Origin of the sequence: Streptomyces sp. NPDC001513 (assembly GCF_042894695.1) — a bacterium.
Taxonomy (GTDB): domain Bacteria; phylum Actinomycetota; class Actinomycetes; order Streptomycetales; family Streptomycetaceae; genus Streptomyces.
This window is the reverse complement of sequence record NZ_JBIAVU010000007.1, coordinates 104,207-120,908: the sequence shown is the minus strand read 5'-3', so window position 1 is coordinate 120,908 and position 16,702 is coordinate 104,207. Positions and strand designations below refer to the sequence as shown.

The 16,702-nt window shown below is 71.6% G+C and carries 12 protein-coding genes; 7 read left to right on the top strand and 5 right to left on the bottom strand.

Going from position 1 to position 16,702, the window contains the following annotated elements:
• Positions 1 to 77: 77 nt before the first annotated feature.
• The 3 genes from ACFYZ4_RS17380 to ACFYZ4_RS17370 all read left to right on the top strand — a co-directional run bounded on the left by ACFYZ4_RS17380 (position 78) and on the right by ACFYZ4_RS17370 (position 5,467).
• On the top strand, positions 78 to 2,534 hold the full coding sequence (locus tag ACFYZ4_RS17380; RefSeq protein WP_390784261.1) for a DNA topoisomerase (ATP-hydrolyzing) subunit A: 2,457 nt from the start codon (positions 78 to 80) through the stop codon (positions 2,532 to 2,534).
• Between the two features lie 107 nt (positions 2,535 to 2,641).
• Positions 2,642 to 4,693, top strand: coding sequence for a restriction endonuclease (locus tag ACFYZ4_RS17375; protein ID WP_390784260.1), 2,052 nt, complete (start codon positions 2,642 to 2,644; stop codon positions 4,691 to 4,693).
• Between the two features lie 9 nt (positions 4,694 to 4,702).
• Positions 4,703 to 5,467 (top strand): alpha/beta hydrolase, encoded by a 765-nt coding sequence (locus ACFYZ4_RS17370; RefSeq protein WP_351292691.1) that lies wholly within the window; start codon positions 4,703 to 4,705, stop codon positions 5,465 to 5,467.
• Positions 5,468 to 5,497: 30 nt separating this feature from the next.
• On the opposite strand, the gene ACFYZ4_RS17365 is transcribed toward ACFYZ4_RS17370, so the two are convergent.
• Together ACFYZ4_RS17365 and ACFYZ4_RS17360 are read right to left on the bottom strand one after the other, a co-directional pair.
• On the bottom strand, positions 5,498 to 6,604 hold the full coding sequence (locus ACFYZ4_RS17365; RefSeq protein WP_351292689.1) for a GTP-binding protein: 1,107 nt from the start codon (positions 6,602 to 6,604) through the stop codon (positions 5,498 to 5,500).
• Between the two features lie 32 nt (positions 6,605 to 6,636).
• Positions 6,637 to 7,797 (bottom strand): citrate synthase, encoded by a 1,161-nt coding sequence (locus tag ACFYZ4_RS17360; protein WP_384340723.1) that lies wholly within the window; start codon positions 7,795 to 7,797, stop codon positions 6,637 to 6,639.
• Positions 7,798 to 7,877: 80 nt separating this feature from the next.
• Here ACFYZ4_RS17360 and ACFYZ4_RS17355 point away from each other — a divergent pair, with 80 nt between their 5' ends.
• From ACFYZ4_RS17355 to ACFYZ4_RS17345, 3 genes are all read left to right on the top strand, one after another.
• Entirely contained in the window at positions 7,878 to 9,113 is a 1,236-nt protein-coding gene (locus tag ACFYZ4_RS17355; RefSeq protein WP_351292685.1) for a citrate synthase, read from the top strand.
• A gap of 132 nt (positions 9,114 to 9,245) precedes the next feature.
• On the top strand, positions 9,246 to 10,847 hold the full coding sequence (locus tag ACFYZ4_RS17350; RefSeq protein ID WP_390784259.1) for an ATP-binding protein: 1,602 nt from the start codon (positions 9,246 to 9,248) through the stop codon (positions 10,845 to 10,847).
• Positions 10,844 to 11,569 carry a response regulator gene (locus ACFYZ4_RS17345; protein WP_351292681.1) on the top strand — a complete coding sequence of 242 codons (726 nt, stop codon included), beginning with the start codon at positions 10,844 to 10,846 and terminating at the stop codon, positions 11,567 to 11,569. The genes ACFYZ4_RS17350 and ACFYZ4_RS17345 overlap by 4 nt, the downstream gene beginning before the upstream one ends.
• Before the next feature lie 6 nt (positions 11,570 to 11,575).
• Here ACFYZ4_RS17345 and ACFYZ4_RS17340 read toward each other — a convergent pair whose 3' ends face one another.
• From ACFYZ4_RS17340 to ACFYZ4_RS17330, 3 genes are all read right to left on the bottom strand, one after another.
• Positions 11,576 to 13,168 carry a cation acetate symporter gene (locus tag ACFYZ4_RS17340; protein ID WP_351292679.1) on the bottom strand — a complete coding sequence of 531 codons (1,593 nt, stop codon included), beginning with the start codon at positions 13,166 to 13,168 and terminating at the stop codon, positions 11,576 to 11,578.
• Positions 13,165 to 13,650 carry a DUF485 domain-containing protein gene (locus tag ACFYZ4_RS17335; RefSeq protein WP_351292677.1) on the bottom strand — a complete coding sequence of 162 codons (486 nt, stop codon included), beginning with the start codon at positions 13,648 to 13,650 and terminating at the stop codon, positions 13,165 to 13,167. Before ACFYZ4_RS17335 ends, ACFYZ4_RS17340 begins: the two co-directional genes overlap by 4 nt.
• A 185-nt stretch (positions 13,651 to 13,835) precedes the next feature.
• Entirely contained in the window at positions 13,836 to 15,956 is a 2,121-nt protein-coding gene (locus ACFYZ4_RS17330; protein WP_351292675.1) for a DNA topoisomerase IV subunit B, read from the bottom strand.
• 448 nt (positions 15,957 to 16,404) lie between these two features.
• Between ACFYZ4_RS17330 and ACFYZ4_RS17325 the strand changes: the two genes are divergently transcribed.
• A complete protein-coding gene (locus ACFYZ4_RS17325; RefSeq protein WP_030016583.1) occupies positions 16,405 to 16,638 on the top strand; it encodes a hypothetical protein in 234 nt (77 codons plus the stop codon).
• Positions 16,639 to 16,702 lie beyond the last annotated feature (64 nt).

The window sequence follows — 16,702 nt, the reverse complement described above, 5'->3', positions numbered from 1 at the left end:
GGCCAGACCCAGCCAGACCCCAGCAGTCCCGCCAGACACCCAGCACACCCCATTCTTGGTTAAGGAGCCGCGCAGCGATGGCCCGCCGCAGCACGAAGACCCCGCCGCCGGAGGATTTCGAGGAGAAGATCCTCGACATCGACGTCGTCGACGAAATGCAGGGCTCCTTCCTCGAGTACGCGTACTCGGTGATCTACTCCCGCGCCCTGCCCGACGCCCGGGACGGCATGAAGCCGGTGCACCGCCGCATCGTCTACCAGATGAACGAGATGGGGCTGCGCCCCGACCGCGGCTACGTGAAGTGCGCCCGTGTCGTCGGCGAGGTCATGGGCAAGCTCCACCCGCACGGTGACGCCTCGATCTACGACGCGCTCGTCCGCATGGCCCAGCCGTTCTCCATGCGGCTGCCGCTGGTCGACGGCCACGGCAACTTCGGTTCGCTCGGCAACGACGACCCGCCGGCCGCGATGCGTTACACCGAGTGCAAGATGGCCGACGCCACGTCGCTGATGACGGAGTCGATCGACGAGGACACCGTCGACTTCACCGCCAACTACGACGGCCAGGAGCGGGAGCCCGTGGCACTGCCCGCCGCGTACCCGAACCTGCTGGTCAACGGCGCGTCCGGGATCGCGGTCGGCATGGCCACCAACATGCCCCCGCACAACCTCGGCGAGGTCATCGCGGCCGCCCGCCACCTGATCCGCCACCCGCAGGCGGACCTGGAGGCGCTGATGCGCTTCGTGCCGGGTCCCGACCTGCCCACCGGCGGCCGGATCGTCGGCCTCTCGGGCATCAAGGACGCCTACGAGAACGGGCGCGGCACCTTCAAAATCCGCGCGACGGTGGCCGTGGACAACGTGACGGCGCGCCGCAAGGGCCTGGTCGTCACGGAACTGCCCTTCACGGTCGGCCCCGAGAAGGTCATCGCGAAGATCAAGGACCTGGTCGGCGCGAAGAAGCTCCAGGGCATCGCCGACGTCAAGGACCTCACCGACCGCTCGCACGGTCTGCGCCTGGTCATCGAGATCAAGAACGGCTTCCACCCGGAGGCCGTGCTGGAGCAGCTCTACAAGCTGACGCCGATGGAGGAGTCCTTCGGCATCAACAACGTGGCGCTGGTGGACGGGCAGCCGCTGACCCTGGGCCTCAAGGAGCTGCTGGAGGTCTACCTCGACCACCGCTTCGAGGTCGTCCGGCGGCGCAGCGAGTTCCGCCGCACCAAGCGCCGGGACCGGCTGCACCTGGTCGAGGGCCTGCTGGTGGCGCTCATCGACATCGACGAGGTCATCCGGCTCATCCGCGACAGCGAGAACTCCGCGCAGGCCAAGGCCCGGCTGATCGAGCGGTTCTCGCTGAGCGAGATCCAGACGCAGTACATCCTGGACACCCCGCTGCGCCGGCTCACCAAGTTCGACCGGCTGGAGCTGGAGTCCGAGCGCGACCGGCTGACCGGCGAGATCGACGAGCTCACCGGGATCCTGGACTCCGACACGGAGCTGCGCAAGCTCGTCTCCACGGAACTGGCCGCGGTCGCGAAGAAGTTCGGCACCGAGCGCCGTACGGTGCTGCTGGAGTCGGCGGGCACCGCGGTCGCCGCGGTCCCGCTGGAGGTCGCGGACGACCCCTGCCGGGTGCTGCTGTCCTCGACGGGCCTGCTGGCGCGCACGGCGAACGGCGAGGCGCTGCCGGAGGAGGAGGGCGGCTCCCGTGCCAAGCACGACCTGATCGTCTCGCAGGTCGCGGCCACCGCCCGGGCCGACGTCGGCGCGGTCACCTCGTACGGGCGCCTGCTGCGGCTGTCGGTGATCGACCTGCCGCAGCTGCCGGACACGCACGCCGCGCCGAACCTGGCGGGCGGCGCCCCGGTCTCGGAGTTCCTGTCCGGGCTGGAGGCGGACGAGAAGGTGATCTGCCTGATCTCGCTGGACGAGTCCTCGCAGGGCCTGGCGCTGGGCACCGAGCAGGGAGTGGTCAAGCGCGTCGTGCCGGACTACCCGGCCAACAAGGACGAGCTGGAGGTCATCACCCTCAAGGACGGTGACCGGATCGTCGGCGCGGTGGAGCTGCGCACGGGCGAGGAGGACCTGGTCTTCATCACCGACGACGCCCAGCTGCTGCGCTACCCGGCGGGCCAGGTGCGTCCGCAGGGCCGTCCGGCGGGCGGCATGGCGGGCATCAAGCTCGCCGACAACGCCAAGGTGATCCACTTCTCGGCGATCGACCCCGGCCGGGACGCGGTGGTGTTCACCGTGGCGGGCGCGCACGGCACGCTGGACGACTCGTTGCTGTCCGGGAAGCTGACGCCCTTCGACCAGTACCCGCGCAAGGGCCGGGCCACCGGTGGTGTGCGCTGCCAGCGGTTCCTGAAGGGCGAGGACGTGCTCGTACTGGCCTGGGCGGGCGGCTCCCCCGTCCGCGCGGCGGCGGCGAACGGCACTCCGGCGGAGCTCCCGGCCGTGGACCCGCGCCGGGACGGCTCGGGTGCGGCGCTGCCCGCGTCCGTCGCGGCGCTGGCGGGCGCCGCGCTGTAGGAAGTACGCGGTCATTCGGGTGGTACGTCCGGGGGACGTACCACCCGAATGGCGACTAGTGTTTTCCCTCTTGGCACTGTCGGGTGGGGCGGGAGAACACAGAGCTGATGAGCCGTCGAGCGGGCAGCGGACTGATCGGGAACTGGGCGGAGGCGCAGCGCCGTCAGCAGCAGACGCAGCTGATCCAGCAGCGGGAGGCCGAGCGTCGGCAGCGTACCTACGAACGGGACGCGAACCGGAGCCACCGGCAGTACCGCGAGGCGGAGGCCCTGAGGCGCACCGCACAGCTCGACGCCGAGGTCACCGCCCTCAAGCGCCTGTTGGCCGCGGGCTGCCGGGCACCGGCGTTCCGGATAACCGACCTGGCCCGGCCCGACCGGCTGGAGCCCTTCGACCCCGGGGCCCTGGCCCAGCCGGTGCCGATGCCACGCATCGAGGACTTCCAGCGGCAGAGCAGCGGCTGGACTCTCGGCTCGAACCACCGGGCGCAGGCGGAACGGGATGCGCACGCCCGGTACACGCAGGCCTGGCAGGCCGCGAACGCCGCGGAGGCGCAGCGGCAGCAGCAACTGGCCGCGTACCGGCAGCAGTACGACCGGTGGGCGGCGGAACAACTCGCCGGGGTACGGGCGCACAACAGCGGGCTCACCGAGCTGGCCGACGCGCTGCGCATGGGCGATGCCGAGGCGGCGGTGGAGTACTTCTCGGCAGCCCTGTACGCCTCGAAGGCCTGGCCCGAGGCGCTGCCCCGCCAGGTGGCCGCCGCCTACGATCCCGCCGCGCGCCAGCTGGTACTGGACTGGGAGCTTCCCGGGTATGCGGTCGTGCCGGAGGCCCGGGCCGTGCAGTACCTGCCGAGCACGGACCAGGACAAGGTGAAGCCGCGCCCGGTCACGGAACGCCGGGCCCTGTACCGGGACCTGCTGGCGCAGTGCGTGCTGCTGGTGGTGCGCGAGCTGTACGCGGCGGACGAGTTCGGCGTACTGGACTCGGTCGTGGTCAACGGCTTCGTGGACTGCCACGATCCGGTGACGGGGCAGGAGGCACGCTTCGTTCTCTCGACCGTGCCGGCGGAGCGCAGCGCATTCGCCGGGCTGCGGCTGGAGCAGGTCAGCGCGGTGGACTGTCTCGTCTCGGGACTGGGCGGGCAGTTGTCGGCGCGGCCCGACCAGCTGACGGCGGTGCGTCCCGGGCGCCGGCCCGACCAGGTCGGCGGAGGAGTCGTCAGCCACGGCGGGCACGCGGGCGACGGCGAGCCGGACCTCTTCGTGATGGACCCGATCGCCTTCGAGAACCTGGTGGCGGAGCTGTTCCGGGCGATGGGCATGGAGGCGGTGACCACCCAGCGGTCCGGCGACGGCGGTGTGGACATCGAGGCGAACGACCCTTCCCCGATCACGGGCGGACGGATCGTGGTACAGGTCAAGCGCTACCGGAACACCGTGCCACCCACGGCGGTCAGGGACTTGTACGGCACGGTCCAGGACAAGGGGGCGAACAAGGGGGTGCTGGTCACCACCTCGTCCTTCGGGCCGACGTCGTACACCTTCTCCAACGGCAAGCCGTTGGAGTTGGTTCCCGGCGACAAGCTCGTGGAACTGCTGCACCAGTACGGGCTGCGCGGCCGCCTCGGCGGCGGACCGGCGCGGCGGGCGCCGGAGCCTGCGCCCCCGGCGGACCACAACGTGCTCGGCATGTCCTGGTCGGGGTCGGTTGCCCTCGACGTGTGCGCGCTGGTCTGCACGGGCAACCGGGTGCTGAGCGAGGACCACTTCGTCTTCTTCAACAACCCGCGCACCCCGGATGGTTCGGTCCGGGCCCGGGAGCACGCGATGCCCGACAAGGCTGCGCTGGAGGTCTCCTTCGACGCCCTGCCGGTGCAGGCCGACCGCCTGGTCCTGGTGGCCGCCATCGATCCGGAGGTCGACCCGCACGCCGACCTCGCCGGGTTCACCGACGCCCACATCCGCCTGCTGTCGGCCGGCGGGGAGGAACTGGGCCGGCTCGACGTCTCCGACGGACGGGCCGGCGAGACGGCGCTGGTGCTCGGCTCGTTCCGCCGTCGGGCGAACGGCGACTGGGACTTCGTGATCGGCGGCAAGGGCTACCGGGGCGGCCTGGAGGACCTGCTGCGTGAGTACGGCGTCGAGGTCGCCTAGGGTCTGCGCATGACCCTTGCCTACGACGCAGCCGGAGACGGCCCCGCGGTGGTGCTGCTGCACTCCGCCGTTTGTGACCGACGGATGTGGGATCCGCAGTGGCAGGCCTTGGTCGATGCCGGATACCGGGTGGTGCGTTGCGACTTCCGGGGCTTCGGCCAGAGCCTCCTGCCGGGCCGGCGTCACAACGACGCGGAGGACGTGCTGGACCTGCTGGACTCCCTCGGCATCGAGCAGGCGGCGCTGATCGCCTCCTCGTACGGCGGGCGTGTTGCCGTGGAGATCGCCGCACGCCGTCCGGAGCGGGTGTCCGCCCTGGCGTTGTTGTGCTCCGGGCTGCCCGGGCACGAACCGAGCGCTGAGCTGCGCGCGTTCGGCGAGCGGGAGGACGCGCTGATCGAGGCGGGTGACATCGCGGGGGCCGTGGAGCTGAACGTGGACACCTTCCTGGGGCCGGACGCCGAGGAAGCGGTCCGGGACGAGGTGCGTGCGATGCAGCGGCGTGCCTTCGAGGTGCAACTGGCCGCTCCCGAGGGGGCCGGGCGCAAGAACGTGGACATCGACCTGTCGGCGGTCAAGGCGCCCGGTCTGGCGGTTTCGGGCGGCCTCGACCTGGCGGACTTCCGGCAGATCGCGGCCCGGCTGCCGGGGCTCCTCGGCGACACCCGGCACGTAGAACTGCCCTGGGCCGGGCATCTCCCCAGCCTGGAGCGGCCCGCCGCGGTGACGGACCTGCTGATCGGCTTCCTGCGCGAGACGGTTCCCGCGGCCTGAGCGGGACGGGCCGGTGTCCCGGTCAGCTCATCAGACGGCCTCGACCTCGGCTTCGAGGTCGGGCTCAGGCTCGGCCCCTGCTTCGGGGCCGGCCGCGGGCCGGTGCTCGGCGACGTACCGCAGCACGCCCCACATGCTCTCGGGTGACGCGTTCTGCGGGGCCTCCTCGCGGCAGGCCTCCAACTCCCGTACCAGCCCCGGGCCGTCGGTGCCGGAGCCGATCAGGACCAGCTGCGTCAGCCTGGCTTCGCCCCGCCCCCAGGGCTGCGGGGCGAAGCGGAGGAACCGGCCGACCGCGTGGACCTCGTACTTCTCCTCGTGGCCCGGGACGCCGAACCACACGAAGCCCTTGATCCGGTAGAGCCCGGCCGGCCGCCGGTCGAGGAAGTCGATGAACCGGCGCGGGGAGAGTGCCTGGCCGGAGGCGAACTCCGTGCTCTCGTAGACGGCGTGCGCGTGGGTGCAGTGGTCGTGGCCGTCGGCCTCCGCGAGGAGGTCCTCGAAGGAGAGCTGCCCCCGGGTCTCGGTCCAGGGGCGCCGGTCGAAGAGCAGGTCCGGGTCGATCCGCCCGTGGTCGGCGCCCACGACCGGGGTGCCGGGGGCGCAGAGCGCGTCGAGTTCCCTCTCGATCCGGGCCCGTTCGCCGACGTCGACGCGGTCGGTCTTGTTGAGCACCACCAGGTCCGCGACGGCGAGGTGGCGGTCGGTCTCCGGGTGTGTGTCCCGCGTCGCGTCGAATTCGGCCGCGTCCACGACCTGTACCAGGCCGCCGTAGCGGATGGCGGGGTTTTCGCTGGCCATGAGCATCCGGATCATCTCCTGGGGCTCGGCCAGCCCGCTCGCCTCGATGACGATCACGTCGATGCGGTGGACGGGGGCGGAGAGCTTCTCCAGGTACGCGTCCAGCTCGCTGCCGTCGACGGCGCAGCACAGGCAGCCGCCGCCGAGGGAGACCATCGAGTCCCCGACCTGTCCGGCCACCGACATCGCGTCGATCTCGATCGATCCGAAGTCGTTGACGACGACCCCGATCCGGGTGCCCCCGCGGCCGGCGAGGAGGTGGTTCAGCACGGTGGTCTTGCCGGATCCGAGGAATCCGGCGAGGACGATGACGGGGATGGGCTGCCTGCTGTTCACCCTGTCGATCGTAGCCAGGCTCCGCAGGTCGATCAGTCGATCAACGGCACGGGCTGGGGCGGGGTGGGGCCGCTGTACCGGGCGGCAGGGCGGATGATCTTCGAATCGGCGGCCTGTTCGAGGATGTTCGCGCTCCAGCCGACCACGCGGGCCGCGCAGAAGGTCGGGGTGAACATCTCGCGCGGCAGCCCGCACAGCTCCATGACCACGCCCGCGTAGAACTCCACGTTGGTGTGCAGCTCGCGGCCGGGCTTGAGCTCGGCGAGGATCTCCTCGACCTGGCGCTCGACCTCGACGGCGAAGTCCACGAGGGGCCCGCCGAACTGGAGGGCGATCTCGCGCAGCATGCGCGAGCGCGGGTCCTCGGTGCGGTAGACGGGGTGGCCGAAGCCCATGATCCGGTCGCCCGCCAGGACCCGTTCGCGGATCCACGGCCCGATCCGGTCCACGGTGCCGATGGCGTCGAGGGTGTCCAGGGCGCGGCTGGGTGCGCCGCCGTGCAGCGGGCCGGAGAGCGCGCCGATCGCCCCGGTGAGGCAGGCGGCGACGTCGGCGCCGGTGGAGGCGATGACGCGGGCGGTGAAGGTCGAGGCGTTGAAGCCGTGGTCGACGGTGGATATCAGGTACCGCTCGACCGCGCGGGTCTCGACCGGGCCGGGCTCACGGCCGGTCAGCATGTAGAGGTAGTTGGCGGCGTACGGGAGGTCCTCGCGCGGCTCGACGGGCTCCAGCCCCTGCCCGAGCCGGTGCAGCGCGGTCAGCAGGGTCGGTACGGCGGCGCAGGCGGCCAGCGCGTCGGCGGCCCGGCGGGCGGGGTCCAGGTCGTACACCGGGCGGAAGCCCGCGGAGGCGCCGAGCAGCGAGAGGGCGGTGCGCAGTCCGGCGAGCGGACCGGAGAGCCGGGTGGCCCGGGCCAGGCCGGGCAGCGCGTCGCGCACCTCCTCGGGCAGCCGGCGCAGTGCGGCGGTCTCGGCGGTGAAGGCGGCCCGCCCGGCGGCGTCGGCGGGCAGTGTGCCGCGGAACATCAGGTGCCAGACGTCCTCGAAGCTGCGGCGGGCGGCGAGCTCGACGGCCGAGTACTGGCGGTAGTGGTAAAAGCCCTCACGGCCCCGGACATCGCCCAGCTCGGTTTCGGTGACCACGACCCCCGCGAGGCCGCGCGGTCCTTCGATGGTGCTGTCGGTGGTGTTCATGGATCGACCATCCATGATGGATTGAATCCTTGTCAATATTGATTGAATCAACATACCAATCCATCTGTAGGGTGTCCGTCATGAGCGACGAGAGGGACGGCGGGCGCAGGCTGAGCACACAGGAGGCGGCGCGGGTACTCGGCGTGAAACCGGCGACGGTGTACGCGTACGTCAGCCGGGGCCAGCTCGGCAGCCGACGCGATCCGGCCGGCCGGGGCAGCAGCTTCGACGCGGCCGAGGTGGAGGCGCTGGCGCGGCGGAGCCGGCGCGAGGCGGCGGCTCCCGCCGGGGAACTCTCCGTCCGTACGGCGCTCACCCTCATCGAGCCGGACCGGTACTACTTCCGGGGCGTGGACGCCGTGGCGCTGGCCTCGGAGTACCGCTACGAGGAGGTCGCCGAGTGGCTGTGGACCGGGACCGTGGCGCGGGGGGCACGGTTCACCGCTCCCCCGGAGGCACTGGCGGCGGCCCGGCGGGCCGTGGCCGCGCTGCCGGCCCACGGCGGCCCCATCGACCGGCTGCGGGTGGCGGTGGCCGCCGCCGCGGTGGCGGACCCGCTGCGCTTCGACCTGTCCGAGGAGGCGGTACTCGGCTCCGCGCGCTGCCTGATTCCCACGCTGGTCGGCGCGCTCCCCACGGTGGGCGCGGCCCCGTGGGCCGGCGACGGCCGGATCGCCCGGCAGCTCTGGTCCCGGCTGACGGCCGAGGAGCCTGACCCGGACGCCCTGGCCGTGCTCGACCTGGCGCTGGCGCTGCTGGTCGACCACGACCTGGCCGCCTCGACCCTGGCCGTACGGGTGGCCGCCTCGGCGCGGGCCCATCCGTACGCGGCGGTGTCCGCCGGGCTCGGTGCGCTCGAAGGGCCGCTGCACGGCGCGGCCGGGCGGCTCGCGCACCGGATGCTGGTGGAGGTGATGGAACAGGGCGGGGCGGCGCCGGTGGTGGCGGAGTACCTGCGGGCCGGGCGCCGGGTCCCGGGGCTCGGGCACCGCCTGTACCAGGGCGAGGACCCGCGGGCGCGAGCACTGTTCGCCCGGCTGGAGGGACTGGAACAGGCCGCCCCCGCCCTCGGCGCGGCACGCGAGGTGGCCGCGGTGACGGCCCGGCAGGGCGGGCTGCACGCCAATGTGGATCTGGCGCTGGCAGTGCTGACCGTGTCGTGCGGGATGGCCGCGGAGGCCGGGGAGACGGTCTTCGCGGTGGCCCGGACGGCGGGCTGGATGGCACACGCCCTGGAGGAGTACCAGGAGCGGCCGCTGCGGATGCGGCCGAGCGGGCAGTACCACGGGCCCCGCCCGCCCCAGCCGATGCCGTAGGGCCTCCGCACCCGCGGTGAACCGCGCGCCACGGCCTGAACATGACAGAAGTGGCGAACCCGACAAGCTCGGCGCAGGCGTTCCGCTCCCGCTGGGTCCGGCCTACCGTTGCTGCCCATGCGGTTCCCCCTCATGAGCGCTCGGCGCCTCGGGCTGCCCAGACGGGCCGTCTCCCAGATCCTGCTGACCCAGCTGGCCATCGCCGCCGGGGTCGCCGTCCTGGCAACCGGACTCTTCCTGGCACCGCTGAGCGCTCAGCTCGACGACCAGGCGATGCGGCGCGCCCTGGCGATCGCGCAGAGCGCCGCGGCCGACCCCTCGCTGGCCGCCGACCTCCTGGACTCCGGAGCCTCGCCGGACAGCCCCGTACAGTCCTCGGCCGAGCGGATCCGCCGGGCCACCGGGGCCGAGTACGTGGTCGTCCTCGACCTGGACGGCATCCGCCGCTCGCACCCGAGCGCCGACCGAATCGGACTGCCGGTCTCCACCGACCCGAGCGCCGCGCTGGCGGGCCGCGAGGTCATGGAGATCGACGACGGCACCCTGGGGCGCTCCGCACGCGGCAAGGTCCCGCTGGTCGCCGCCGACGGCGAGATCGTCGGCGCCGTCTCGGTGGGCATCGCCTACGACAGCGTCCGCGACCGGCTGCTGGGCGCCATCCCGGGCCTGCTCGCCTACGCGGGCGGCGCCCTGGCCGCGGGCGCCCTGGCCGCCTATCTGCTCTCCCGCCGGATCCAGCGCCAGACCCGGGACCTGGCCTTCTCCGACATCTCCGGCCTGCTCGCCCAGCGCGAGGCGATGCTGCACTCCATCCGCGAGGGCGTCATCGCCCTCGACCGCGAGGGCCGGGTCCGGCTCGTGAACGACGAGGCCGCCCGGCTGCTGGGGCTCGCCCCGGATTCCGCCGGCACCCTGGCGGGACGCCCCCTGGACGACGTACTCGGCGCCGGCCGCACCGCCGACGTGCTGGCGGGCCGCGTCACCGGCCGGGACCTGCTCACCGTCCAGGGCTCCCGCGTGCTGGTCGCCAACCGCATGCCCACCGAGGACGGCGGCGCCGTCGCCACCCTGCGCGACCGCACCGAGCTGGAACGCCTCGGCCGCGAACTCGACTCCACCCGGGGCCTCATCGACGCCTTGCGCGCCCAGGACCACGAGCACGCCAACCGCCTCCACACCCTCCTCGGCCTGCTGGAACTGGGCCTGCACGAGGAGGCGGTGGAGTTCGTCACCGAGGTCGCCGACGTGCACCGCACGACCGCCGAACAGGTCACCGAGAAGGTCCGCGACCCGCTGCTGGCCGCGCTTCTCGTGGGCAAGGCGACCGTCGCGGCCGAACGCGGCGTCCCCTTGCGGCTGGCCGCAACCACCCTCCTCCCCGACCGCCTGGTGGACCCGGGCGGCCTCGTCACGATCGTGGGCAACCTGGTGGACAACGCCCTGGACGCCGCCGCCGGTTCGGCGGCGCCCCTGGTCGAGGTGGAGCTGCGCGCGGAGGGCCGCACCGCCGTGCTCCGGGTGCGCGACAGCGGCCCCGGGGTCCCCACCGCACGCCGCGAGGAGATCTTCACCGAGGGCTGGTCGACCAAGCAGCCCAGCGCCCACCGCGAGCGGGGGCTGGGCCTCGCCCTCGTACGCCGCCTCGCGGAGCGGCAGGGCGGCAGCGCCCGGGCCGGTGAAGCAGCGGACGGAGGGGCGGAATTCTCCGTCGTACTCCCGGAGGCCCTGCGATGAACGAAGCGGTGAACAAGGCGGTGAACGGGACCCCGATCCACGTATTGGTCGTCGACGACGACATGCGTGTTGCCCGGATCAACGCGGCGTACGTGGCGAAGGTTCCCGGTTTCCGGGTGACGGCGCAGGCCCATTCGGCGGCCGAGGCCCTGGAGTTCCTCACCTCCCGGGCGGTGGACCTGGTCCTCCTCGACCACTACCTCCCCGACGAGAACGGCCTGGACCTCGTCCGACGCCTGCGCCAGCTCGGCCACCACACCGACGTGATCATGGTCACGGCCGCCCGCGATCTCGCCACCGTGCAGGCCGCGATGCGCCTCGGCGCCCTCCAGTACCTGGTCAAACCCTTCACCTTCGCCGGGCTGCGCACCCGGCTGGAGGCGTACGGGGCGCTGCGCCGCACCCTGGAGACGGGCGGCGAGGCCGAACAGGCCGAGGTGGACCGGATCTTCGGCGCCCTCGCCGCCGCGGGGCCCGCGAACGAGCTCCCCAAGGGCCATTCCCCGACCACCGCGGAACTGGTCCGCCAGGTCCTGCGCTCCGCGGAGGGCCCGCTGTCCACCCAGCAGATCGCCGACCGTGCGGGCATCAGCCGCCAGACCGCCCAGCGCTACGTGAAACTGCTCGAACGCACCGCCCGCGTGACCCTGGCCCTGCGCTACGGCGAGACCGGCCGCCCGGAGCACCGCTACACCTGGCTCCCGTCGGAGGGGCCGGCCTGACGGCGCTCAGACCGCTCCGGCGCCGGTCAGGGAGCGGACCTCCGTCTGCGCGTGCTTCGTCTCGTCCGGCTCCTCGTCCGAGGTGACCGTGCCCAGCCAGCCCGCCAGGAACCCGAGCGGGATCGAGACGATCCCCGGGTTCTGCAGCGGGAAGTACTGGAAGTCCACGCCCGGGAAGAGGGATTCCGGGCTGCCCGACACCACTGGCGAGACCAGGACCAGCAGCACCGACGGAACCAGGCCCCCGTACACCGACCAGACGGCTCCCCGCGTGGTGAAGCCGCGCCAGAACAGCGAGTACAGGAGCACCGGCAGGTTCGCCGAGGCCGCCACCGCGAAGGCCAGACCCACCAGGAACGCCACGTTGAGGTCCTGGGCGAGCAGTCCGAGGGCGATGGCCACCGCCCCGATGCCGACGGCCGCGGCCCGGGCCACCGAGACCTCGCTGCGCTGCCTGGCGCGGCGCCGCTTGAGGGAGGCGTACAGGTCGTGGGCGACGGAGGCCGAGGAGGCCAGGGTGATGCCGGCCACCACGGCCAGGATGGTGGCGAAGGCGATGGCCGCCACGAAGGCGAACAGCACCGCGCCGCCGGTGGTTTCGGCGCCCCCGCCGAGGAAGGCCGCGAGCAGCGGAACGGCCGTGTTCCCGGAGGCGTTGGAGGCACGGACCTCGTCCGGGCCCACCAGCGCCGCCGCCCCGAAGCCGAGCACGATGGTCATCAGGTAGAAGCCGCCGATGAGCGCGATCGCCCACACCACGGAGCGGCGCGCCGCCCGCGCGGTGGGCACCGTGTAGAAGCGCGACAGGATGTGCGGCAGACCGGCGGTCCCGAGGACCAGCGCGAGGCCGAGGCTCATGAAGTCGACGCGGGCGGTCCAGTCCCCGCCGTACTTGAGGCCGGGGCCGAGGAACCTGGACCCGTGCCCGCTGCGGTCGGCGGCGCTGGTGAGCAGCTGGTCGAAGTCCCCGTGGAAGCGCAGCAGCACGAGCACGGTCAGGGTGATCGCCCCGCCCATCAGCAGGACGGCCTTCACGATCTGGATCCAGGTGGTGGCCCGCATCCCGCCGAAGGACACGTAGACCACCATCAGTGCGCCCACCCCGATCACGGTCAGGGTCCGGGCCGCCGCGCTCGAATTGCCGAGCAGCAGGCCGACCAGGCTGCCCGCGCCGACCATCTGCGCGACCAGGTAGAGCACGGAGACGACGACCGAGGAGGTGCCGGCCGCGATCCGCACCGGGCGCTCGCTCATCCGGGCGGCGACCACGTCGGCGAGGGTGAAGCGTCCGCAGTTGCGGACCAGTTCGGCGACCAGGAACAGCACCACCAGCCAGGCGACGAGGAATCCCACCGAGTAGAGCATGCCGTCGTAGCCGAAGAGGGCGATCAGGCCGGAGATGCCGAGGAAGGAGGCGGCGGACATGTAGTCGCCGGCGATGGCGAAACCGTTCTCCATCGGGGAGAACAGCCGGCCGCCCGCGTAGAACTCCTCGGCCGATCCGTGCCGGTTCCGGCTGACCCAGGTGGTGATGCCCAGGGTCACCGCGATGAAGACGCTGAACAGGATCAGCGCGAGGGTCTGGTGTTCGGTGGTCACCGGCCGGCCCTCCTCGCCCGGATCCGCTCCTGGTCGCGCTCCTGCTCGAAGACGGTCCAGCGCAGATCGAGCGCGGCCCGGTCCCGGCGCAGTCGCGCGTGCCGGGCGTAGGCCCAGGTCAGCAGGAAGGTGGTGAGGAACTGTCCGAGCCCCGCCAGCATGGCCACGTTGACCGCGCCCACCACGGGCCGGGCCATCAGTGCGGGTGCGGCGGTGGCGGCGACCACGTAGGCGACGTACCAGAGGAAGAAGCCGGCGGTCGCGGGGACGACGAACCCGCGGTAGCGGCTGCGGACCTCCTGGAAGGCGGCGCTGCGCTGCACTTCGAGGTAGATGTCGGATGCGCCGTGCGCGGGGCTTCCGCCGGGGACCGGGCGCGGCGGGGACGTTTCCTCGCCTTCGCCCCAGCCGACGGCCAGCGCGTCGTACCAGGGGTCGTCCAGCCGGATCGTTCCGGCATCACGACCTTCGTGCTTGTCCACCGAACTCTCCTTGTCCGCCGCCGCATTGGCCGCGTGCCCACAAGGATGTGCTCAATAGTCGCTTTCCGGACTGGTGTACCGACGCTCTTCACTCCAACAGGTGATGGAGTGAAGAGCGTCGGTGTGCCGTGAGGCGTGTCGGGGCCGTTTGTGCTGGCCTCCGCCGGCCATCGGCTCCGATCGGGTCAGGCGTCGATGCGCGAGCGGTCCAGGGTCGCCGCGGAGCTCGTGATGAACTCCTTGCGCGGCGCCACCTCGTTGCCCATGAGGAGGTCGAAGACCTGCTCGGCCGAGTCCAGGTCGCCGATGTTGATCCGGCGCAGGGTGCGGAAGCGGGGGTCCATGGTGGTCTCCGCCAGCTGGTCCGCGTCCATCTCGCCCAGACCCTTGTAGCGCTGGATCGAGTCCTTGAACCGGATGTTCTTGCGCTGGTACTCCAGCATGGTCTGGCGCAGCTCGCCGTCCGAGTACGTGTAGACGTACTTGTCCTGGCCCTTCTTCGGCTGGATCAGCTCGATCCGGTGCAGCGGCGGCACGGCCGCGAAGACCCGGCCGGCCTCGACCATCGGACGCATGTACCGCTGGAAGAGCGTGAGCAGCAGGCAGCGGATGTGCGCGCCGTCCACGTCGGCGTCGACGAGCAGCACGATCTTGCCGTAGCGGGCGGCGTCGATGTCGAAGGTCCGGCCCGAGCCGGCTCCTATGACCTGGATGATCGCCCCGCACTCGGCGTTCTTGAGCATGTCCGAGATCGAGGACTTCTGGACGTTGAGGATCTTGCCGCGGATCGGCAGGAGCGCCTGGAATTCCGAATTCCGGGCGAGCTTCGCCGTACCGAGGGCCGAGTCGCCCTCGACGATGAAGAGCTCGCTGCGCTCCACGTCGTCGCTGCGGCAGTCGGCGAGCTTGGCGGGGAGCGAGGAGGTCTCCAGCGCGGTCTTGCGGCGCTGCGCCTCCTTGTGCTGCCGGGCTGCGATCCGGGTCCGGGCGGCCGCGACGATCTTCTCCATCACGGCGCGGGCCTGCTGCTTGTCGTCGCGCTTGCTGGAGGTCAGGAAGGCCTTGAGCTCCTTGGCGACCACGGCGGCGACGATCCGGGTGGCCGCGGAGGTGCCGAGCACCTCCTTGGTCTGGCCCTCGAACTGCGGCTCGGCGAGGCGGACGGTGACGACGGCGGTCATGCCCTCCATCGCGTCGTCCTTGACCACGTCGTCCTCGGCGACGCGCAGCAGCTTGGCCGAGCGCAGCACCTCGTTCACGGTCTTGGCGACCGAGCGCTCGAAGCCGGAGACGTGGGTGCCGCCCTTGGGGGTGGCGATGATGTTCACGAAGGACTTGACGTTGGTCTCGTAGCCCGTGCCCCAGCGCAGGGCGATGTCCACGCCGAGCTCGCGGGTGACCTCGGTGGGCGTCATGTGGCCGCGGTCGTCGAGGACCGGGACGGTCTCCTTGAAGGTGCCCGTGCCGTTCAGGCGCAGCACGTCGCAGACGGCCTTGTCCTGGGCGAGGTACTCGCAGAACTCGCTGATGCCGCCGTCGAAGCGGAACGTCTCCTCGGTCTTGCCGGCGCCGTCGATGCCGCGCTCGTCGCGGACGACGAGGGTCAGGCCGGGGACGAGGAAGGCGGTCTGACGGGCGCGCTGGTAGAGCGTCTCCAGGTTGAGCCGGGCGTCCTTGAGGAAGATCTGGCGGTCGGCCCAGTAGCGGACGCGGGTGCCGGTCTTGCCCTTGGTGACCCGCTTGACCTTGCGCAGGCCGTTGGCGGGATCGAACGGACTTTCGGGACCCTGCTCGGTGAACATCCCGGGGACGCCGCGGCGGAAGCTGATGGCGTGGGTGGCGCTGTTGCGGTCGACCTCGACGTCCAGCCGGGCGGAGAGGGCGTTGACCACGGAGGCGCCGACGCCGTGCAGGCCGCCGGAGGCCGCGTACGAACCGCCGCCGAACTTGCCGCCCGCGTGCAGCTTGGTCATGACGACCTCGATGCCGGAGAGGCCGGTCTTGGGCTCGACGTCCACGGGGATGCCGCGGCCGTTGTCCCTGACCTCGACGGAGGCGTCCTCGTGGAGGATGACCTCGATGTGGTCGCAGTAACCGCCCAGGGCCTCGTCGACGGAATTGTCGATGATCTCCCACAGGCAGTGCATCAGGCCACGACTGTCGGTCGAGCCGATGTACATGCCGGGGCGCTTGCGGACGGCCTCCAGCCCCTCGAGGACGAGAAGGTGCCGCGCGGTGTAGTTGGAACCGTCCCGGTCTGCTCCGGACAGCAGCGCGCTGGAAGGCACGGACGTGTCGGCGGTCACGCAGTTCGCTCCTCGCTGAATTTCTTTTCTGGCCCTGTCGGGCGCAGGGGTGGCTCGGCTGCCGCTCGAAGGGTACCGAGGCCAGGTAGAGCCGATGCAACGCCACCCTCGCGTGGTCCTCACCCTAGTCCAGATCCGCACGAACGTTCGATCCCCCGGGCGGGTGAAGGAAACATCACGTTCCCTTCCGCGCATGAACCATTTAGGGTTCGGGCACGTCCTCATGAACAACCTGGCACTCACGCCGGGGGAGGATGGAACTGCAACAAGCGCACGACTGACAACGCGAAACCGTAAAGCAACGCAATACGGCTCCTTCGCCGCCAACCGGCAACAGCCGGCCAGCTTCGGAAGGAAGTTTCGAGGAAAAGCCGCGAGCGGGAACGTTTTCGGCCTGGTTGGATGTTGACCCTGGTACGACAGCTCGTCGAGCTAGAGAAGAGGCGACGTGACTACTGTTCTGACACCCGCGACCCCGCTGACGGCCGCTGACCGATGCGACCGTTGCGGCGCCCAGGCATATCTGCGCGTCGTCCTGCTGAGCGGCGGTGAACTGCTCTTCTGCGCCCACCACGGTCGCAAGTTCGAGCCGGAACTCAAGAAGATCGCCGCGGAAATACAGGATGAGACCGAGCGGCTTACGTCCGCTCCGGCTGCCAATGCCGAACCCGAGGACCGCTGACACAAGGCCTACACCTCGCATCCGACGAGCCAGGACCGGCGATGGCCGGTCGACGGGCGGCACC